The sequence below is a fragment of the Sphingomonas sp. SORGH_AS_0438 genome, assembly GCF_031453475.1.
GTDB lineage: Bacteria > Pseudomonadota > Alphaproteobacteria > Sphingomonadales > Sphingomonadaceae > Sphingomonas.
The window spans coordinates 3,299,181-3,316,795 of record NZ_JAVIZS010000001.1 but is presented as its reverse complement, the minus strand read 5'-3'; the positions used below and the strand labels follow the sequence as shown (position 1 = coordinate 3,316,795).

The following is a 17,615-nucleotide window of genomic DNA, read 5'->3' as shown; positions in this document are numbered from 1 at the left end:
CATCATGTCCGAAACCTTGCTCAAGACGATCTTCGGGCGGCTGACGCTCGACAGTTTCCCCATCCACGAGCCGATCCTGGTCGGCACCTTCGCCGCGGTCGCCTTTGGCGGCGCGGTGGTGCTGGGGGCGCTGACCTATTTCAAGCTGTGGGGCTATCTCTGGAAGGAGTGGTTCACCACCGTCGACCATAAGCGCATCGGCATCATGTACATGATCCTGGGGATCATCATGCTGCTGCGCGGCTTCGCCGACGCGCTGATGATGCGTGCGCAGCAGGCCATGGCCTTCGGCGCGAACGAGGGCTTCCTGCCCGCGCACCATTACGACCAGGTGTTCACGGCGCACGGCGTCATCATGATCTTCTTCGTGGCGATGCCCTTCGTCACCGGACTGATGAACTATGTCGTGCCGCTCCAGATCGGCGCGCGCGACGTCAGCTTCCCGTTCCTGAACAATTTCAGCTTCTGGATGACGGTGTCGGGCGCGGTGATCGTCATGGCCAGCCTGTTCGTCGGCGAGTTCGCCCGCACCGGCTGGCTAGCGATGGCGCCGCTGTCCGGGCTGGATTATTCGCCGGACGTGGGCGTCGACTATTATATCTGGGCGCTCCAGATCGCCGGCGTCGGCACGCTGCTGTCGGGCGTCAACCTGCTCGCGACCATCATCAAGATGCGCGCGCCGGGCATGACCCTGATGAAGATGCCGGTCTTCGTGTGGACCGCGCTGGCGACCAACACCCTGATCGTCGCCGCCTTCCCGATCCTGACCGCGGTGCTGGCGATGCTGTCGCTCGACCGCTACATCGGCACCAACTTCTTCACGAACACCGGCGGGGGCAACCCGATGATGTACGTGAACATGATCTGGATCTGGGGCCACCCGGAGGTGTACATCCTGATCCTGCCGCTGTTCGGCGTGTTCTCGGAAATCACCTCGACCTTCTCGTCCAAGCGCATCTTCGGCTATACCTCGATGGTCTACGCCATCCTGGTCATCACCATCCTGGCCTATCTGGTCTGGCTGCACCACTTCTTCACCATGGGGTCGGGCGCGAGCGTCAACTCGTTCTTCGGCATCACCACGATGATCATCTCGATCCCGACGGGCGCGAAGATCTTCAACTGGCTGTTCACCATGTACAAGGGGCGGATCCGCTTCGAGCTGCCGATGATGTGGACGATCGCGTTCATGATCACCTTCGTGATCGGCGGCATGACGGGCGTGCTGCTGGCGGTGCCGCCGGCGGACTTCGTGCTGCACAACTCGCTGTTCCTGATCGCGCACTTCCATAACGTGATCATCGGCGGCGTCGTGTTCGGCACCTTCGCGGCGATCAACTACTGGTTCCCCAAGGCGTTCGGCTTCAAGCTGGACAAGTTCTGGGGCACGGTCAGCTTCTGGTGCTGGACGCTGGGCTTCTACGTCGCCTTCATGCCGCTCTACGTGCTCGGCCTGATGGGCGTGACGCGTCGCCTGCGCCACTTCGACGATCCATCGCTCCAGATCTGGTTCATCATCGCCGCGCTTGGCGCGCTGATGATCGCGGCCGGGATCGGCGCCATGCTGGTGCAGTTCTGGGTCAGCTTCCGCAACCGCGAGGCGCTGCGCGACACGACCGGCGATCCCTGGGGTGGCCGGACGCTGGAATGGGCGACCTCGTCGCCGCCGCCCGACTATAACTTCGCCTTCACGCCCGTCGTCCACGACCTGGACGCCTGGTACGACATGAAGGCGCGGGGGGCCGAGCGTCCGACCGAGGGCTTCCGGGCCATCCACATGCCGCGCTACACCGGCGCGGGCGTCATCCTGGCGGGTTGCGCGACCGTGTTCGGCCTGGCGATGATCTGGTACATCTGGTGGCTGGCGGCGCTGAGCTTCGTCGGACTGCTGGCGGTCGCGATCGGCCACACGTTCAACTATGACCGCGACTATTACATCCCGGTGGAAGAAGTGATCGAGACCGAGAATGCGCGCACCAAGGCGCTGGCGGCGGGAGCGTAAGGCATGAGCAGCGCAACCATCCCGCCCGGCGCCGAGGCGCCGATCTTCTACGAGACGGACGAGCATCACCACGAGGCGGGCGGCAGCACCATGCTGGGCTTCTGGCTCTACCTGATGAGCGACTGCCTGATCTTCGCCATGCTGTTCGCGGCGTATGGCGTCTATGGCGGCAGCTATGCCGGCGGCCCCGACCAGCGCGAGCTGTTCGAGCTGCCGCTGGTCGCGGTCAACACCGCGATGCTGCTCTTCTCGTCGATCACCTACGGCTTCGCGATGATCGCGATGGACGAGAACCGCAAGGGCGCGACCCAGGCCTGGCTGGCGGTCACCGGCCTGTTCGGCCTCGCCTTCCTGGGCATCGAGCTCTACGAATTCTCGAACCTCATCCATGAGGGCGCGGGTCCGTGGCGCTCGGCCTTCCTGTCGGCCTTCTTCACGCTTGTCGGCACGCACGGCCTGCACGTCACCTTCGGCATCATCTGGCTGGTGACGCTGATGGTGCAGGTCGGCCGCAAGGGGCTGATCCCCGACAACAAGCGCCGCCTGCAGTGCCTGTCGCTGTTCTGGCACTTCCTGGACGTCATCTGGATCGGCGTCTTCACCTTCGTCTACCTGCTCGGAGTGCTGCGATGAGCGCCGAACCCCATATCTCCACGCACGGCCATGACGCCCATGGCCATCACGGAGACCACCACGGTCACGACCATGGCGATGGCCATGCGCATGGCAGCCGCAAGAGCTACATGACCGGTTTCCTGCTGTCGGTGGTGCTGACCGCGATCCCCTTCGCGCTGGTGATGACCGACGCCTTTGCCGATACGCGGGTCACCGCCGGCATCGTCATGGCGTTCGCGCTGGTGCAGATCGTCGTCCACATGGTCTATTTCCTGCACATGAACTCCAAGTCGGAGAATGGCTGGACGCTGATGGCGCTGATCTTCACGCTGATCGTCGTGGTGATCGCGCTGACCGGTTCGCTGTGGGTCATGTACCATATGAACCAGAACATGATGCCCGGCACGGGGGCCATGTCCGGCGCCATGTCCGCGTCCGGGGATGTCGGCGGCGGCGGAATGTGAGTAGCGCCCGCGCCCGGCCGGGGCTGGTCGTCGCGATCGTCGCGGCGGTCCTGCTGCTGGTCGGGCTGGGCGTGTGGCAGGTCGAGCGGCTGGCCTGGAAACGGGCGCTGATCGCCCAGACGAGTGCGCGGCTGGCGGCCAAGCCGGTGCCGGCCCCGGGGCCGGCCGAATGGCGCAGGGTCGCCCCGGCCGACGCCTATCGCCGCCTCCGCGTCACCGGCCGCTACCGGGTCGGCGCGGATACGCTGACCCAGGCGGTGACCGACTATGGCCCCGGTTTCTGGGTTTTGACCCCTTTTCGAAGTGATGCCGGCTACACGCTGCTGGTCAATCGCGGCTTCGTGCCAACGGGCGCCAGGCCCGCGCCGCCGCCAGCCGGCACGACCCAGGTCGTCGGCCTGTTGCGGTTGACCGAGCCCGAGGGCGGCTTTCTGCGCAACAACGTCCCCGCCAGCGACCGCTGGTATTCGCGCGACGTCGCCGCGATCGCCGCGAAGCGCGGGCTCGGCACCGTTGCCCCCTATTTTATCGATGCCGACCGCATCGCGCCGCCGGGCCAATGGCCGCAGGGCGGGCTGACCGTGGTGCGCTTCCCCAACAACCACCTGTCCTATGCGCTGACCTGGTTCGGCCTTGCCGCGCTGGTCGCGTTCATGGGCTGGCGCGCACTGCGCCGGGGATGAGGCGGGCCGGTCTGGGGACGGCCGGGGCGCTCGCGCTGCTGGGGCTCGGGCTGGTGAGTGCCTGTAGCCGCGGTGACGCGGACCGCGAGCGACGCATCGCCGCGGCTGGCGCGAATCCCCGCCCGGCCGACTGGTTGCGGGTCAGCGACCCGGCGAGCGGCGAACGCCTGTTCCACCGCTGCGCCTCCTGCCATGCCGCCCGCGCCGGTGCGCCCGATCGCAACGGACCCAATCTCCACGGCGTCGTCGGCCGGCCATTGGGGCGGGTGAGCCCCAGCTTCTCCTACAGCTATGCGCTCCGCACCGCGTCGGGCCAGTGGACGGCGGCGCGGCTGGACCGCTGGCTGGCGGGGCCGCAGGCGGTGGTGCCAGGCACGTCCATGCCCGATCCGGGGCTCCGCGACCCGCTCGACCGGGCGGACGTGATCGCCTTCCTCTGCGGTCTCGATCCGGTCGACGGCCCGGCGAACGGCTGCCCGGTCAAGCGCTGAGCGAGCGTAGCCCACGCCTGACGATCCGGGCCGTCTCCGGCGTCGGACCGTTCGCCGACCAGCGGGCACAAAGGGATCGCACCCAGTCCGGCCGGTCTTTGCCCGCATCGTTCAACCAGTTGCCGACCGAATCCTGCACATAGCGGGCACGGTCCGCGCGCAACGGCTCCAGGATCGGCAGGCCAAGTTCGGGGCGATCGCGAAGCGGACGGAGATGCGCGCACCAGACGCCGCGCGGCCGCGTCGCCTCGCTGGCGAAGCGGCGGATTCGCGCGGAGGGATCGGCCGTCCAGCGGGCCAAGGCCGAAATCGCCACATCGAGTTCGTCGGCGATGGCTGGCCGTACGGCGATCCACGCCCATTCGCGCACGCCGAAATGGGGATCGTCGGCGAGCGGGCGGATGCGCGCCAACCGCGCGTCCAGCGACAGGCCGGGTACGGCACCGATGGCGAAGCAGGCCCAGCCGCGCACCGTGTCCGAGGGATGATCGTACAGCGCCGCCACATGGTCGGGACCATGGCGATCGAGGATCAGCCGTGCGGCCAACGCCATGCGCTTCACGATACCCATGCCCGCCGCCTGGCGCAGGGTCGCGCATGCGGCTTCGCCGAGATCGGGCAGGGCACTGTGCATCAGCGTGGCGAAGTCGATGGCCAACCCCTCGGTCAGCGTCGTTGACTCGACCCTACCGGCGTCGAGCAGCGCCCGGCGGGCTGGATCGATGCCGGCGATGGTGCGTGGTCCGGCGGTCATCCGGTCTGTCGGCAGGGCGGTCGCTGATCCATATCGGCCGTATCGTCGGGCCGTGCGGGCGGGACAAGTGGGGGGCGTGTCACGACGCCTTCCTTCCGCGCCCGAAAGTCCTACAGTCCCCCCATGCTGACCACCCAGCCCAGCGGAGCGGAGCCGCCGACGGTCACCGAAGCGGGCCGGCGCAACCTGCGCCTGCTGGTGCAGTTGCGCTGGCTGGCGGTCGGCGGGCAGCTCGCGACGATCCTCGGCGTACATTACGGGCTCGACATCCGCCTGCCGCTGGCCCCGATGCTGGCGGCGCTGGGGCTGCTGGTGGTGCTCAACCTGCTGACCCTGGCGATACCCAAGCGCTGGCCGATCACCAACCTGCACCTGGTCGCCAGCCTGATCGTCGACGTCACCTGCCTGACGATCCAGCTGTTCCTGAGCGGCGGCGCGACCAATCCCTTCGCCTCGCTGTTCCTGCTCCAGGTCGTGCTGGGCGCGATCCTGCTGGAGACCTGGTCGAGCTGGGCGATGGTGGCGCTGACCAGCGGATTGTTCGCCGGGCTGGCGGTGACTCACCGGCCGCTGCCCCTGCCGGCGCTGATCGCGCATTCGCCATCGCCCGCCTATGTGCTGGGCAGCTGGTTCAACTTCACGCTGACCGCGGTGCTGATCGTGCTGTTCGTCACCCGCGTCACCCGCAACCTGCGCGAACGGGACTCGCATCTGGCGGAGCTGCGCCAGCGGGCGGCGGAGGAGGAGCATATCGTCCGCATCGGCCTGCTCGCCAGCGGTGCGGCGCATGAACTGGGCACGCCGCTCGCTTCGCTGGCGGTGATCCTCAGCGACTGGAAGAACGAGCCCGCCATCGCCCGCTCGCCGCACCTCGCCGCCGAGGTGGCGGACATGCGCGCCGAGGTGATGCGCTGCAAGGATATCGTCAGCGGCGTGCTGTTCGCCGCCGGCGAGGTGACCGGCGAGGCCCCGGCGCGCACCACCTTGCGTCGCTTCGTCGACATGCTGCTGCTGGCGTGGAGCCGAATCCATCCCGATCTGGTCACGGTCGATTACGGCCAGGTCGCCGATTGGGCGATCATCGCCGATCGCGCGCTGGGCCAGGCGCTGACCAACACGCTGGACAATGCCGTCGAGGCGGGGGCCAGCCGCATCGCGCTGACCGTCGATCGCGAGGGCGCGGACCTGGTGCTGCGCATCGAGGACGACGGCCATGGCTTTCCTGACCATATCCTGGCGCATGTCGGCAAACCCTATCAAAGCAGCAAGGCGCGGCCCGGATCGGGGCTGGGGCTGTTCCTGTCGAACAATGTGCTGCGGACGCTGGGCGGGACGCTGCGCGCCATGAACCTGCCGGGGCAGGGCGCGCGGATCACGATGCGCGTGCCGCTGGCGGCGCTGGCGGCGGAGGGAGAGACGGCATGAGCGAGACCGGAACGGAGCAGCGCCGACTGCTGATCGTGGAGGATGACGCCGTCTTCGCGCGCACCCTGGCCCGATCGTTCGAGCGGCGCGGCTATGCGGTGCAGGTGCTGAGCGGGCCGGACCAGCTCGAATCGGTGGCGGGGACGTTCCGCCCCGGCTTCGCGGTGGTCGACCTGCGGCTGGCGGGCGCGTCGGGCCTGTCGTGCATCGAGGCGCTGCACCGGGTCGACATGGCGATGCGGATCGTCGTGCTGACCGGCTTCGCCAGCATCGCCACGGCGGTCGAGGCGATCAAGCTGGGCGCGACCAACTACCTGACCAAGCCTGCCAATACCGACGATATCGAAGCCGCCTTCGCCAAGGTGGATGGCGATGCGGAGGTCGATCTGGCGGCCGCCCCGACCAGCATCAAGACGTTGGAATGGGAGCATATCCACCAGACGCTGGCGGATAGCGAGTTCAACATCTCCGAGGCCGCCCGACGGCTGGGGATGCATCGCCGCACCCTGGCCCGCAAGCTCGACAAGCGGCACATGGGCTGAACCACGCCGGGCGAAAAAAAAGGCCGGTACGAGACCGGCCTGATAAGTTTTTAGGAGAGGATGCCTGAAAGGCCTGCTCCCTATGGGCGACAGCGCAGCCTATGTTAAGTGCAAGTTGACGAATAGGGAATGCAGCGACTGCAATCGTCATCCCGGCGTCGTGGCCCAGGTGGCGATGTCGGGCGACTCGCCGATCAGCGCCAGGCCATGGGCGATGGAGGTGAGGGCATCGCCGGTCGCCAGCCGCTCCTCGCCGAAGCGTTCGACGAACAGGCGGTGGATGCGCGGCGTCAGCGAGGTGCCGCCGGTCAGGAAGACGCGGTCGATCGCGGCGGGATCGGTGCCGGCCGCCGCGAGCGCGCGATCGACCGCCTGTTCGATCCGGGCGATGTCGGGGGCGATCCAATTCTCGAAGTCGCGGCGATGCACCTCCGCCTCGATCCGCAGGCCGCCGCCGTCGAAGACGAACCGCGCCTGCTCGGAGGCCGACAGGTCGCGCTTCACCTGCCCGACCGCGTCGTACAGGCGATAGCCCTGTTCCTGCTCGATCACCGCGATCATCCGCGCGATCGCTTCTGGATCGAGCGCGGCACGGCGCAGCTTCTCCAGATCGGCGAGCGTGCGGCGGTTGCGCATCAGCGCGAGTCGCGACCAGTCGCCGAAATCCCTGAAATAGCCGGCCGGAATCTCCAGCACCTTGTCGAACGAGCGGTAGCGGCCGCCCTTGCCGAGCAGCGGCATGACCAGATGATCGACCAGGCGATAGTCGAAGCGGTCGCCGGCGATGCCGACACCGGCATGGCCCAGCGGCACGCAGCGCCGCGCCGCGCCCGGCGCCTCGATCCGCACCACGGAGAAGTCGCTGGTGCCGCCGCCGAAATCCGCGACCAGCACGGTCGCCGGCCGGTCGATCGTGGAGGCATAGCTGAACGCGGCGCCGAGCGGTTCGTAGACATAATGGAGGTCGACGCCCGCTCCGGCCGCCGTCAATTTCGCGAACATCGCATCGTAGCGGCTGCGCGCCAGCGCCTCGTCCGGCCGGTGGCCGACCCATTCGACCGGCCGCCCGACCACGATCCGCGCCAGCGGCTGGTCGAACGCGCCGTTCGCCCGCGCGATCATATGGTCGAGGAAGCGCGCGCCCAGGCCCTCGAAGCGGAAGCGCCGCTCGAACACCGTGGCATGTTCGAAGCTCGGCGCGGCGGCGACCGACTTGAACGACTGGAGGAAGCGGCTTCCCTCGGGAAAGTCGAGATATTCGGCGATCGCCCATGGTCCTGCCGCCGATTCCAGTCCGCCGCGCGCCGATTCCTCCTGCCAGAAACACAGGGCGGAACGGAACACCGGGGACGCGCCATCCGGGCCGGCGATCGGCACCAAGGCCGACTCGCCGCCGCGCGCGATGGCGGCGACCGAATTGGTGGTGCCGAAATCGAAGCCGAGCACGGCGGGTGGGGCGGGGTCGGTCATCGCTCGCTGGTGCTACAGGGACGATGGTCCGCGCAAGCCGGCAAAGCCGCTCATGCGCCCCATTCGGGCCCGTCGGGATCGGGGTGGAAACCGCTGTCGTCGGCCTCCGGCGCGACGACCGGAGTCGGATCGCCGGTCTGCGTGATCGGCGGCAGCCGCTGCGGGGCCTCGCCGCCGAAGCGCAGCCGAATATAGGCGACGGCGCCCGCCATGCCCTGGAATACTGCGACGACGGGTACCCCCTGACGCAGGCGGCCGCCGATCCAAGGCGCACGTTCGGCGGTCAGATAGCCGATCTGGACGCCGCGCTCGCTCAAGACCGCGACGGCATGGGGATCATGGGGGTTGCGGGGTTCCGGACGCAGCGACACCGGGTCGCCCGGATGGCAGAGCAGCGCCTCGAACCGGCGACTGCCGCGATCAGCATTGGGATAGTCCAGTCCGACCACCGCGAGAGTCAGTTCCTCCACCGAAGCCACGTCCTCCCAAGATGGTCCATAACGGATATATGTCGCGGCAAGCCTATGTTTTGAAGCAGAAAGCCAGTCATCCCATCGCGTCTCCGCAATATTTCCCGATAATTTGCAGATCATCAACCCGACAGGCTGCAAAACTATATCCATTTTGCGACGGAATGGATACAAGATCTGACGCATCGGGCTGCGGGACAAGCTGACGAAGCAGCATCGTCTTTCGGCATGTCGATGCGGTGGAATGAGGGTATTTGATGTCGATCCGCCCTGATCTTCGGGCTCTTCGATGAGCCGGCGGGACAAAGTCCCGGCTATTCCGAGCGATATCGCCATGCTGGCCTTGCGGCTGTGGCATGAGCGTCGGTGGCGGGATCGACATTTTCGGGCGTTTCGCGACCTGTTCGCCGATCCGGCCTGGGATCTTCTGCTCGATCTGCTGGTCTCGGAGTCGGAGGAGCGATCGGTATCGACCACCGCCGCCTGCATGGCGTCCGGCGTCGCCGCGTCGACAGCCCTGCGATACATCAACCTGCTTGAGGAGCGCGATCTGGTGATGCGGGTACCCGATCCCAGCGACGCCCGCCGCATGTTCGTGAAACTCTCGCCGGTCGGGCGACGAGAGATGATCGCCTATCTGCGATTGATCGAGGGCCAGCGCTGAGGGCGGCCTCCGAGCCGGTCAGACGGCAATGGCGTCGTTGTTGTGCGACAGCGACTGGAACAGCGCGCGCTCGACCGGGGTGAGGCCGGACAGACGCTCCAGCGTATCGGGCTTGATGTTGTTGCCGAGCTCGATCGCGGGCAGCGGGCTGCGGTCGTCGGCGGCGATACGATTGTTGGCCCCGAACAGGGTCAGCTTCACTCGGCTCATGGATGTCCTCTTTGCGCGCGACCGAGTCATGGCCGGTCGCCAATGGGAACAATGCCGCAACGCGCGACCGGTTCCGCCGGTCGACCGACCCGCATCTGATCACGCGATATTCGGTGACGACCATCGCCCCCGGATAGGTAAATCGGCGTCCGCACCGCGCCGCTGTCGTTGCCGGTCTGGATGCTGGCAAAGGGACGCATCGTGAAATCCTTGCGATCGCGGGAAAGGGGCGATCAGGCGGGCAGGCCGGCGAGGCACAATGTCCGCTCGCGCTGGCGGCGCAGCAGCAGTCCGCGCACCGGTCGGCCGCCGGCGAAGCGGAAGGCGAGGAACCGGTCGCAGCCCTGCCGCCAGCGCCCGGCGGCGAAATGCCGGGCGATGCTGGAGCGGCAATAGCCGGCGACGCCGATGTTGAAGGTCAGCCGCGTCACGGCGGCGAGCTGGTTCGGCCGCTCCGCCAGTTCGGGCGAACAGGCGAGCGCGCCAGCCAGATGTGCCTGGGCGTCCCGCCGCAACAGCGACTCGCATTCGGCATCGGTGCGATACTGTCCGGGGCGCACGTCCGGCCCGGTATGGCCGAAGCAGATCGTCGCGACGCCGGCGATATCGGCATAGCCGGTGTTCCGCTTGCCCTCATCCACACGCAGGCCGGCGATCGCCAGGGTCAGGGCGGCCGCGATCACGGCCGTGCCGCCGACCGCCTTGGCGGACAGCGCGCCGCGCTCCGCCGGCCGCGGTCGATGGTCGCGTACCGGCTGGGGCAGCAGGCGCGCGACGATGACTAGCGCGAACAGGATCATGCCCAGCCAGTCGCCAGCCCGCGCCGGCAGCAGCGCGCGAAGCTCGACCGGCATCATCGCCCACAGGTCGAGCAGCCGCTCCGGCATCAGCAGCATCGCGGCATAAAGAAGTGAGCCGAACGCCGACAGGCGCACGGACCACCAGCGCGAGGCGTCGCGCCAGTCGATACGAGTCATCTATGCATCTCCGCTGGGGCCCCGGAGCCGGGGCGGGCCTTAGTCCGGTCGGATGGTCCGTCGCCGGCGGCGCAGCGCGGCGACGACCAGGCGCAGGGCGGGCTGGGCGTGCAGGGCGAGGCACGCCACGACCAGCAGTGCCGGGATCTGGCTCATTTGCCCGCGCCCCTGGTCATCATCTGCAAGGTCGCCTCGATCCGCGCGGTGCGGACGTCGATGGCGTTGAGCAGGTCCTGGCGGCGATCCTCGCGCTGTTCCAGCTGGCGGACCTGGGTCTCGACCTGTTGCAGCCGCTGTTCACGCTGGCCGTCGCCCCGGATCGCGCCGGCCAGCACGGCGGCGGCCGCGATGATCGTGCAGATCAGCGTCAGCAGATCCTTGGTGGCCATGCGCGGCGGCGGCGGGGCCGCGCCGGGCGCACTCGACGGTAGGGCGGTTGCCATGATCTCACTCCTTCACAGCCGGATATTCGTACTTGTTTTGTTCTATACTGGATCGTGCGACAGCCCCACGCTGGCGCGCGCGGCGGCGAGCTGATCGGGATCGCGGATCCAGTGCGCACCGGTTTCGAGCTGGGCGCGGAGCAGGTTCCGGCACCCCTCCGTCGCCATGCAGCGATCGGCATGATTGGTGCCGACCGCCTCGACCCAGGACGGATCGTCCCCGGTGCAATCGACTGCGTCGGCGGAAGCGGCCATCGCCACCTCCGCATCCATGATCGGGGTCATCCTGTCGCTCCTTCGGCAAGGTCGGCTTATGGCCGGCTGTCAGCAAGGTACGACCGTATATCAGCAAACGCTGACATCAAAAAGCGAAAATCGGTTCATTTTGGCGGTGACGGCTTAAGTGATGCAAGCTAGTGCTGACATCATGCCTGCTGATCCCCTGACGCTCTACGACCGGCTGATGGCCATCAAGCCGGTCGGCCTGTCGGCCAATGCCTGGACCGTCCGCGCCAATCTCAACCGCAACGTGCTGAGCGACATCCGCCGTCGCGGCGCGGCGCAGCATGATACCGTCGAGAAGCTGCTGGCCGCGATCGGCGTGACCTTCGCCGAGTTCGAAGCGGGCCAGCGCGCCGCCGAGCAGGAGCGGCCCGATCGCCGACCCTTCCTCGCGCTCCGCGGGCCGGACCGGCCGCGCGACGTGCCGATCGTGGGGACGGCGCTCTGTTCGGACATCCGGCTTCCCGACTCGGACGAGCCGGTCCAGGTCGAGGCGATGGAGATGCAGATGGACGATGTGATCGACTATGCCCGGCGTCCGCTGACGCTCGATCACAAGCGCGACATCTATGCCCTGTATTTCCGCGGCGTCTCCATGGCGCCGCGCTACGAGCCGGGGGAACTGGGCTATGTCGACCCCAATCGCCCGCCCAGCACCGGCGACTATGTGGTCGCGCAGATGCGCCGCCCGGACGGCGATGGCGAGCGAATCTTCACCGTCATCGCCAAGCGGCTGGTCCGCCAGAGCGCCTCCTATTACGAGTTCGAGCAGTTCAACCCGGCCTGCACCTTCCGCGTGCCGCGCTCGGCGGTCGCGCATCTGCACCGCATCATCCCCTGGGACGAGCTGGTGACCTTCTGACCGCGTAGGGAGTCGCCGGCCGGAGCGGCGGCGTTCGCTTCGATCATGGCCGATGATCGGTCGTATGAGGGGCCGATGCTGGCGAGGAGGGGGGCTGCCGGGCGAAGGACGATAGCCGGATCGCCTTCCCGGCCGTCATCGCCGACACAATGTCGGCATGTGCTACACCACGTCTTCGGGTCAACCGAAACGCAAAAAGCGGCCCCGAAGGACCGCTCTTGCTGCACGATTTTATGGAAAACTGGAGCGGGCGAAGGGATTCGAACCCTCGACCCCAACCTTGGCAAGGTTGTGCTCTACCCCTGAGCTACGCCCGCTCTGGCGTCCGTCCGACCGGGTGGTCGGTGGGTGTGCGGCGCTCCTAGCGGTGGGTCCGGAATCGCGCAAGCGTTAATTTCAAAAAAGTTGCAGCTTGGCGGATGGTGTTCAGAACAATAGAAGAACGTCCATGCGCGACTCACCCGTCCTGCCGGTAGCTCCAGCCGGGCCATCGCTCGCCGCTTCCCGGCCCTGGGCGGAGCGCGGCCGGTGAGCGGCGGGTCGGCGCGGCGCTTCCTGGCGCTGGTCTTTCCGATGCTGCCCTTCGAGCGACTGCGGGAGACGCGGCCGCATCTATTTACCGATCAGGCCGACGCGCCGGTCGCATTGACCGAGACAATCGGCGGCACGGAACGGGTGTCGATGGTCGATCCGGCGGCGCGGCGGGCGGGGCTGGCGGTCGGGGACCTGGCGGCGGCGGCGCGGGCGGCGGCGCCCGGACTCATTACGGTGGTCGCCGATCCCCATGGCGATTGCGACTGGCTGGAGCGGCTGGCGGACGGCTTCACCCGCTATACGCCGCAGGTGCGGCTCGATCCCGCTGACGGACTGACGCTCGACCTATCCGGCGCGCCGGAGACGGACGCCGCGCTCGTCGCCGATATCGAGGCGCGGATGGCGCGGCGGGGGATGGTGGTGCGTCACGCTGCCGGCGGCACCCCGGCGGTGGCGCGGGCATTGGCGCGCTTCGCCGGGGGACCGGCGCCCGACGAGGCGGGCGCGGTACGGCGGTTGCCGGTCGCGGCGCTGGAATTGGAGGCGGAGGAGACGGAGGCCCTGCTCGCGGCGGGGCTGCGCACCGTGGGCGACGTGGCGACGCGGCCCGAGGCGGCGCAATTCGGCCGCTCGGTACAGGAGGCCGTGCGGGGGCTGACCGACCGGCGGGTTCCGCTGCCGCCCCTGCCGCCGCCGTCCGGCCGGCAGGTCGAGCGGACGCCGGACCAGCCGATCGTGCAGGCCAAGCCGGTGCTGGCGGCGGTCGAATCGGCGCTGGCCCAGCTGGTCGAGGCGCTGATCGCGGATGGCGAGGGCGGATGGTGCTGGGAGGCGGCGCTGTTCACCCGCGATGGCCGCCGCTTGGCCATGCGGGTGGACCTGCCCGAACCGTCCCAGGCCGTCGCCCCGGTGCTGCGGGAAATGGCCGCGCGATGGGGGACGCTGGGGGACCAGCTGGCGGCGGCGGGCGGCTGCGATCTGGTCCGGGTATGCGTGGTGCGCGCCGCGCCGATCGGCACGGGGCGGCTGGCGCTGGAGGGCGGGGCGGCGGTTCGACCCGAACGGGCCGCGCCGGTGCGTCGGTCGTCGCGCAAGCCGTTGGCGGCGCAGTCGCAACTGGGCCTGTTTGCCGCCGATGCGGCAGCGGGCGTCGTCGCCGCATCCGAACCGCCCGCCGCGCCGATCCCGCTCTTCGGGCCATCACGGCCCTCCGACCCGGGGGGTGGCGAGGAGGCGGCGCGGTCGACGCCGGTCCATCCGTCGCGCGGGCGCGGCGGCGCGATGGCCTGTGCATGGCCGGTCCGCCTGCGGGGACCTGTTCGCGGGACGGGCCTTCCATTACGGCGCGCGCCGCCCCAGATAGCGGGCCAGTGACAGTGGGAGCAGTGATTTGGCCAGCCTGGGAATGACGCCTGCCGACAAGGAAGCGGTGACCGCATTCCGCACCGACGTGGTCGAGCCGTCGATGACGAAGCTCGTGATCATCGATTTCTGGGCGGAATGGTGTGGACCCTGCAAGGCGCTGGCCCCGGTGCTGGAGAAGGTGGCGGCCGATTATGCCGACAAGGGCGTGGTGCTGGCCAAGGTCGATACCGACAAGAACCAGTTCATCGCCGCGCAATTCCAAATCCGCTCGATCCCGACCGTCTATGCGATGTTCCAAGGCCAGCTGGTCGCCGACCTGACCAGCGCCCGCACCGAAAGCGCGTTGCGCACCACGCTCGACCAGCTGCTCCGCCAGCTGCCGATCCAGTCCGAGGCGGGCGACGCCGCCGCCGAGCTGGAGCCGCTGGTCGCGATGGGCGAGGAGGCGCTGGCCGAGGGCGATGCGGAGCGCGCGCTGTCGATCTTCCAGCAGCTGGTCGACTTGGCGCCCGACAATCCGGCGGTGCTGTCCGGCCATATCCGCGCGCTGCTCGCCGCCGGGCTGACCGACGAGGCGCAGGCGGCGATCGATGCGCTGCCCGCCGACCTGAAGGATGCTGGGATCGAGCGGGCCCGTGCCGCGCTGGCCCTGGCGCAGACCGCGCAGCCGGTCGAGGATTTCGCCGGCCTGGCGACCGAGGTGCAGAACAACCCGGACGATCATGAGAAGCGGTTCGCGCTGGCCAATGCGCAGATGGCGGCGGGCGACCGCAACGGCGCGGCCGACAACCTGCTCTTCATCGTCGCGGCCGATCGCGAGTGGAATGACGGCGCGGCGCGCCAGCAGCTGCTCAAGCTGTTCGAGGTGGTCGGCCTGATGGACCCCTGGGTGTCGCAACAGCGCCGCCGCCTGTCCGCGATCCTGTTCGGATGACGGGCGTTCGCCTGTCGATCTTCCCGCTGGCGGGGGCGCTGCTCTTTCCGGAGATGCATCTGCCGCTCCATATCTTCGAGCCGCGCTACCGGGCGCTGGTGTCGGATGCGATGGCGCGCGACCGGCGGATCGGCATGATCCAGCCGAGCGGCGAGGGGGAGACGCCTGACCTGTACGCGGTCGGCTGCGTCGGCAAGATCGCCGAGGTGGAGGCGCTGGACGATGGGCGGTACAATCTGGTGCTGGAGGGCCTGTCGCTGTTCCGGGTGCGGCGCGAGCTGACCGTGTCGACCGCCTTCCGCCAGGTGGAGGCGGAGCTGATCGCCCCGCCCGAGCCGGACGACCTGTCGATCGGCCGCCGCGCCAGCCTGGAGGTCGAGTCGAAGCGCTATGCCGAGGCGGCGGGCTATCAGGTGGATTGGGATGCGGTGGCGCGGCTGGACGATGCCAGCCTGGTCAACGGCATCGCCCAGATCGCGCCCTTCGACGTCGCCGCCAAGCAGGCGCTGCTGGAGGCGGAGGGGATCGAGCAGCGCGCCGAACTGATCATCCAGTTGATGCAGTTCTTCGGCCGCTATGGCGGCGAGGACCGGGTGACGCTTCAGTGAGCGACGAGGGGGGAACAACGTATGACGATCGATCCCTGGCTGCTGGAACGGCTGGTCTGCCCGGCGACGCGCCAGCCGCTGGTCTATGACGCGGACGCGCAGGAACTGGTATCGGCTGCGGCGGGGCTGGCCTATCCGATCCGCGACGGCGTGCCGGTGATGCTGGTTGAGGAAGCGCGACGGCTCGATCCGGCCGGGTGAGGCGCGCGCGAAGGCGCGAACGGCGCGGGGACCGATGTCCCTGCCGGTCATAGGGCAGGCAGGACGCTCACCCCGGACACGACATCCCGGCCTCCCCGCGCCGTTACGCGCACCGGATCACTGTTTCGTCGCCAGCGCATGCCATGCCCGTCCGTCCCGGCGCATCAACGCGTCGGACGAATCCGGCCCGGTGCCACCCGCCGCATAGGATTCCGGCTCGCCCTTGGCCCATAGGTCGAGGAAGGGCTGCACCGCCGCCCATCCCGCCTCGATCGCATCGGCGCGCTGGAACAGCGTCTGGTCGCCGGTGAACAGGTCGTAGAGCAATGTCTCGTAACCGGTCAGCGCGGCGATGCGAAAACGGTCGGCATAATGGAAGTCCAGGCTGACCGGCGCGGTCGCCACCTCCAGGCCGGGGCGCTTGATGACCATCTCCATGCTCATCCCCTCGTCCGGCTGGATCTGGATCACCAGCTGGTTGGACGGCAGCTTGGCCCCGCGCGCGGCGGCGAACTGCATCAGCGGCACTGGCTTGAACACCACCACCACCTCGGTATCGCGCACCGCCATCGCCTTGCCGGTGCGCAGGTAGAAGGGCACGCCCGCCCAGCGCCAGGTATCGACCATCAGCTTCAGCGCGACGAAGGTCTCGGTCCGGCTGTCCGGCGCGACGCCCTCGGCACCGCGATAGGCGGCGACCGGATGGCCGGCGACCACGCCGTCCGCATATTGCCCGCGCACGCCATTGGCCCGCGCCTCGTCGGCGTCATAGACGCGCACCGCCCGCAACGCCTTGCCCTTCTCGTCGCGGATCGCCTCCGCGTCGAAGCTATTGGGCGGCTCCATCGCCACCATCGCGAGCAGCTGGAACAGATGGTTGGGCACCATGTCGCGCAGCGCGCCGGTCGGGTCGTAGAAGCCGCCGCGCGTGCCGACATCCACCGTCTCGGCGGCGGTGATCTGGACATGGTCGATCGCGTCGCTGTTCCACAGCCGCTCGATCATCGTGTTGGCGAAGCGCAACGTCAGGATGTTCTGCACCGTCTCCTTGCCCAGGAAATGGTCGATCCGATAGACCTGCCGCTCGGCCACCTGCTTCAGGATGCGGGCGTTGAGCGCGCGGGCGCTGTCCAAGTCGTGGCCGAACGGCTTTTCGATCGCGACGCGGCGGAAGCGCCGGTCGCTTTCCGCCATCAGGCCGTGCTCCGCCAGCTTGTCGACGATATCGCCGAAGAAGCGCGGCGGCACCGCCAGGTAGAAGGCGGCGTTGCGGTCCGGGCCCAGCCGCTCGGCAAGGGTCTGGTAGACGGCATCGGCGGTGAAATCGCCCTTCAGATAGTCGATTCGCGGCCGCAGGCGGCTCCACGCCTCGCCCTTCTCGGTCGCGCCCTCGCCACCGCTGGGGGCCTGGAAGGATTCGAGCGCATGGCGCAGCCCTTCCGCGTCCATGTCGTCCAGCCCGACGCCCAGGATGTGGAGCTGGTCGTCCGCCAGCCCCAGCCGGGTCATGTTGATCAGCGCCGGCATCAGCAATCGCCGGGTCAGGTCGCCGGTCGCGCCGAAGATCACCAGCGTCACCGGCGGCGCGGGGGGTACGTGCATGTCGCGTTCGGCCACGA

Annotated in this window: 21 protein-coding genes and 1 tRNA gene; 13 read left to right on the top strand and 9 right to left on the bottom strand. The window is 68.5% G+C overall.

Annotation, left to right across the window (positions count from 1 at the left end):
* Positions 1-4: 4 nt before the first annotated feature.
* The 5 genes from cyoB to QE452_RS15585 are packed head-to-tail and all read left to right on the top strand — an operon-like array spanning position 5 to position 4,255.
* The gene (gene cyoB / locus QE452_RS15605) at positions 5-2,002 is read left to right on the top strand and encodes a cytochrome o ubiquinol oxidase subunit I (protein ID WP_125994786.1); all 1,998 of its coding nucleotides are present in this window, start codon (positions 5-7) and stop codon (positions 2,000-2,002) included.
* A gap of 3 nt (positions 2,003-2,005) precedes the next feature.
* Positions 2,006-2,635, top strand: coding sequence for a cytochrome o ubiquinol oxidase subunit III (cyoC, locus tag QE452_RS15600; RefSeq protein WP_125994787.1), 630 nt, complete (start codon positions 2,006-2,008; stop codon positions 2,633-2,635).
* A complete protein-coding gene (gene cyoD, locus QE452_RS15595; protein ID WP_309659339.1) occupies positions 2,632-3,081 on the top strand; it encodes a cytochrome o ubiquinol oxidase subunit IV in 450 nt (149 codons plus the stop codon). Before cyoC ends, cyoD begins: the two co-directional genes overlap by 4 nt.
* Complete coding sequence (locus QE452_RS15590; protein WP_309659340.1) at positions 3,078-3,764, top strand: SURF1 family protein; 687 nt, start codon at positions 3,078-3,080, stop codon at positions 3,762-3,764. The genes cyoD and QE452_RS15590 overlap by 4 nt, the downstream gene beginning before the upstream one ends.
* Positions 3,761-4,255 carry a c-type cytochrome gene (locus QE452_RS15585; RefSeq protein WP_309659341.1) on the top strand — a complete coding sequence of 165 codons (495 nt, stop codon included), beginning with the start codon at positions 3,761-3,763 and terminating at the stop codon, positions 4,253-4,255. Before QE452_RS15590 ends, QE452_RS15585 begins: the two co-directional genes overlap by 4 nt.
* Here the strand turns inward: QE452_RS15585 and QE452_RS15580 are convergent.
* Positions 4,245-5,009 (bottom strand): DNA alkylation repair protein, encoded by a 765-nt coding sequence (locus tag QE452_RS15580; RefSeq protein ID WP_309659342.1) that lies wholly within the window; start codon positions 5,007-5,009, stop codon positions 4,245-4,247. The two genes, QE452_RS15585 and QE452_RS15580, sit on opposite strands and share 11 nt — an antisense overlap.
* Positions 5,010-5,132: 123 nt before the next feature.
* Between QE452_RS15580 and QE452_RS15575 the strand changes: the two genes are divergently transcribed.
* Together QE452_RS15575 and QE452_RS15570 are read left to right on the top strand one after the other, a co-directional pair.
* Positions 5,133-6,434 carry an ATP-binding protein gene (locus QE452_RS15575; RefSeq protein WP_309659343.1) on the top strand — a complete coding sequence of 434 codons (1,302 nt, stop codon included), beginning with the start codon at positions 5,133-5,135 and terminating at the stop codon, positions 6,432-6,434.
* Positions 6,431-6,976 (top strand): response regulator transcription factor, encoded by a 546-nt coding sequence (locus QE452_RS15570; protein WP_125994792.1) that lies wholly within the window; start codon positions 6,431-6,433, stop codon positions 6,974-6,976. Before QE452_RS15575 ends, QE452_RS15570 begins: the two co-directional genes overlap by 4 nt.
* A 147-nt stretch (positions 6,977-7,123) precedes the next feature.
* Here the strand turns inward: QE452_RS15570 and QE452_RS15565 are convergent, their stop codons facing one another.
* Both QE452_RS15565 and QE452_RS15560 read right to left on the bottom strand, forming a co-directional pair.
* Positions 7,124-8,446, bottom strand: coding sequence for an Hsp70 family protein (locus QE452_RS15565; RefSeq protein ID WP_309659344.1), 1,323 nt, complete (start codon positions 8,444-8,446; stop codon positions 7,124-7,126).
* Between the two features lie 50 nt (positions 8,447-8,496).
* The gene (locus QE452_RS15560; protein ID WP_309659345.1) at positions 8,497-8,916 is read right to left on the bottom strand and encodes an HIRAN domain-containing protein; all 420 of its coding nucleotides are present in this window, start codon (positions 8,914-8,916) and stop codon (positions 8,497-8,499) included.
* A gap of 289 nt (positions 8,917-9,205) precedes the next feature.
* On the opposite strand from QE452_RS15560, the gene QE452_RS15555 reads away from it, so the two are divergent.
* The gene (locus tag QE452_RS15555) at positions 9,206-9,580 is read left to right on the top strand and encodes a winged helix DNA-binding protein (protein ID WP_309659346.1); all 375 of its coding nucleotides are present in this window, start codon (positions 9,206-9,208) and stop codon (positions 9,578-9,580) included.
* 18 nt (positions 9,581-9,598) lie between these two features.
* Here the strand turns inward: QE452_RS15555 and QE452_RS15550 are convergent, their stop codons facing one another.
* From QE452_RS15550 to QE452_RS15535, 4 genes are all read right to left on the bottom strand, one after another.
* Positions 9,599-9,790: a hypothetical protein gene (locus QE452_RS15550; RefSeq protein WP_309659347.1), complete on the bottom strand. Its 192-nt coding sequence runs from the start codon at positions 9,788-9,790 to the stop codon at positions 9,599-9,601.
* 233 nt (positions 9,791-10,023) lie between these two features.
* Positions 10,024-10,767 carry a lysozyme gene (locus QE452_RS15545; RefSeq protein ID WP_309659348.1) on the bottom strand — a complete coding sequence of 248 codons (744 nt, stop codon included), beginning with the start codon at positions 10,765-10,767 and terminating at the stop codon, positions 10,024-10,026.
* 152 nt (positions 10,768-10,919) lie between these two features.
* Entirely contained in the window at positions 10,920-11,210 is a 291-nt protein-coding gene (locus QE452_RS15540; RefSeq protein WP_309659349.1) for a hypothetical protein, read from the bottom strand.
* A gap of 42 nt (positions 11,211-11,252) precedes the next feature.
* On the bottom strand, positions 11,253-11,495 hold the full coding sequence (locus tag QE452_RS15535; RefSeq protein ID WP_309659350.1) for a hypothetical protein: 243 nt from the start codon (positions 11,493-11,495) through the stop codon (positions 11,253-11,255).
* A gap of 142 nt (positions 11,496-11,637) precedes the next feature.
* Between QE452_RS15535 and QE452_RS15530 the strand changes: the two genes are divergently transcribed.
* Entirely contained in the window at positions 11,638-12,354 is a 717-nt protein-coding gene (locus QE452_RS15530; protein ID WP_309659351.1) for a S24 family peptidase, read from the top strand.
* 242 nt (positions 12,355-12,596) lie between these two features.
* Here the strand turns inward: QE452_RS15530 and QE452_RS15525 are convergent.
* A tRNA-Gly gene (locus QE452_RS15525) sits at positions 12,597-12,671 on the bottom strand.
* A 211-nt stretch (positions 12,672-12,882) separates the two neighbouring features.
* Here QE452_RS15525 and QE452_RS15520 point away from each other — a divergent pair.
* From QE452_RS15520 to QE452_RS15505, 4 genes are read left to right on the top strand one after another with little or no spacing between them, the layout of a single operon-like run.
* Entirely contained in the window at positions 12,883-14,262 is a 1,380-nt protein-coding gene (locus QE452_RS15520) for a DNA polymerase Y family protein (RefSeq protein ID WP_309659352.1), read from the top strand.
* A gap of 31 nt (positions 14,263-14,293) precedes the next feature.
* Positions 14,294-15,187, top strand: coding sequence for a tetratricopeptide repeat protein (locus QE452_RS15515; RefSeq protein ID WP_309659429.1), 894 nt, complete (start codon positions 14,294-14,296; stop codon positions 15,185-15,187).
* On the top strand, positions 15,184-15,795 hold the full coding sequence (locus QE452_RS15510) for an LON peptidase substrate-binding domain-containing protein (RefSeq protein ID WP_309659353.1): 612 nt from the start codon (positions 15,184-15,186) through the stop codon (positions 15,793-15,795). The genes QE452_RS15515 and QE452_RS15510 overlap by 4 nt, the downstream gene beginning before the upstream one ends.
* A 21-nt stretch (positions 15,796-15,816) precedes the next feature.
* Positions 15,817-15,996 carry a Trm112 family protein gene (locus QE452_RS15505; RefSeq protein ID WP_309659354.1) on the top strand — a complete coding sequence of 60 codons (180 nt, stop codon included), beginning with the start codon at positions 15,817-15,819 and terminating at the stop codon, positions 15,994-15,996.
* A 117-nt stretch (positions 15,997-16,113) separates the two neighbouring features.
* Here QE452_RS15505 and zwf read toward each other — a convergent pair whose 3' ends face one another.
* Entirely contained in the window at positions 16,114-17,613 is a 1,500-nt protein-coding gene (gene zwf / locus QE452_RS15500) for a glucose-6-phosphate dehydrogenase (RefSeq protein ID WP_309659355.1), read from the bottom strand.
* Between the last annotated feature and the right edge of the window lie 2 nt (positions 17,614-17,615).

What these genes read in the sequence shown, in the direction of transcription:
- cyoB (WP_125994786.1), top strand. Translation starts at nt 5, where the DNA reads ATGTCCGAAACCTTGCTCAAGACGATCTTCGGGCGGCTGACGCTCGAC.
- QE452_RS15505 (WP_309659354.1), top strand. Translation starts at nt 15,817, where the DNA reads ATGACGATCGATCCCTGGCTGCTGGAACGGCTGGTCTGCCCGGCGACG.
- QE452_RS15565 (WP_309659344.1), bottom strand. Translation starts at nt 8,446, where the DNA reads ATGACCGACCCCGCCCCACCCGCCGTGCTCGGCTTCGATTTCGGCACC.
- QE452_RS15580 (WP_309659342.1), bottom strand. Translation starts at nt 5,009, where the DNA reads ATGACCGCCGGACCACGCACCATCGCCGGCATCGATCCAGCCCGCCGG.
- QE452_RS15555 (WP_309659346.1), top strand. Translation starts at nt 9,206, where the DNA reads ATGAGCCGGCGGGACAAAGTCCCGGCTATTCCGAGCGATATCGCCATG.
- QE452_RS15540 (WP_309659349.1), bottom strand. Translation starts at nt 11,210, where the DNA reads ATGGCAACCGCCCTACCGTCGAGTGCGCCCGGCGCGGCCCCGCCGCCG.
- QE452_RS15570 (WP_125994792.1), top strand. Translation starts at nt 6,431, where the DNA reads ATGAGCGAGACCGGAACGGAGCAGCGCCGACTGCTGATCGTGGAGGAT.
- QE452_RS15510 (WP_309659353.1), top strand. Translation starts at nt 15,184, where the DNA reads ATGACGGGCGTTCGCCTGTCGATCTTCCCGCTGGCGGGGGCGCTGCTC.
- QE452_RS15535 (WP_309659350.1), bottom strand. Translation starts at nt 11,495, where the DNA reads ATGACCCCGATCATGGATGCGGAGGTGGCGATGGCCGCTTCCGCCGAC.
- QE452_RS15550 (WP_309659347.1), bottom strand. Translation starts at nt 9,790, where the DNA reads ATGAGCCGAGTGAAGCTGACCCTGTTCGGGGCCAACAATCGTATCGCC.
- QE452_RS15575 (WP_309659343.1), top strand. Translation starts at nt 5,133, where the DNA reads ATGCTGACCACCCAGCCCAGCGGAGCGGAGCCGCCGACGGTCACCGAA.
- QE452_RS15530 (WP_309659351.1), top strand. Translation starts at nt 11,638, where the DNA reads ATGCCTGCTGATCCCCTGACGCTCTACGACCGGCTGATGGCCATCAAG.
- cyoD (WP_309659339.1), top strand. Translation starts at nt 2,632, where the DNA reads ATGAGCGCCGAACCCCATATCTCCACGCACGGCCATGACGCCCATGGC.
- QE452_RS15585 (WP_309659341.1), top strand. Translation starts at nt 3,761, where the DNA reads ATGAGGCGGGCCGGTCTGGGGACGGCCGGGGCGCTCGCGCTGCTGGGG.
- cyoC (WP_125994787.1), top strand. Translation starts at nt 2,006, where the DNA reads ATGAGCAGCGCAACCATCCCGCCCGGCGCCGAGGCGCCGATCTTCTAC.
- QE452_RS15515 (WP_309659429.1), top strand. Translation starts at nt 14,294, where the DNA reads ATGACGCCTGCCGACAAGGAAGCGGTGACCGCATTCCGCACCGACGTG.
- QE452_RS15545 (WP_309659348.1), bottom strand. Translation starts at nt 10,767, where the DNA reads ATGACTCGTATCGACTGGCGCGACGCCTCGCGCTGGTGGTCCGTGCGC.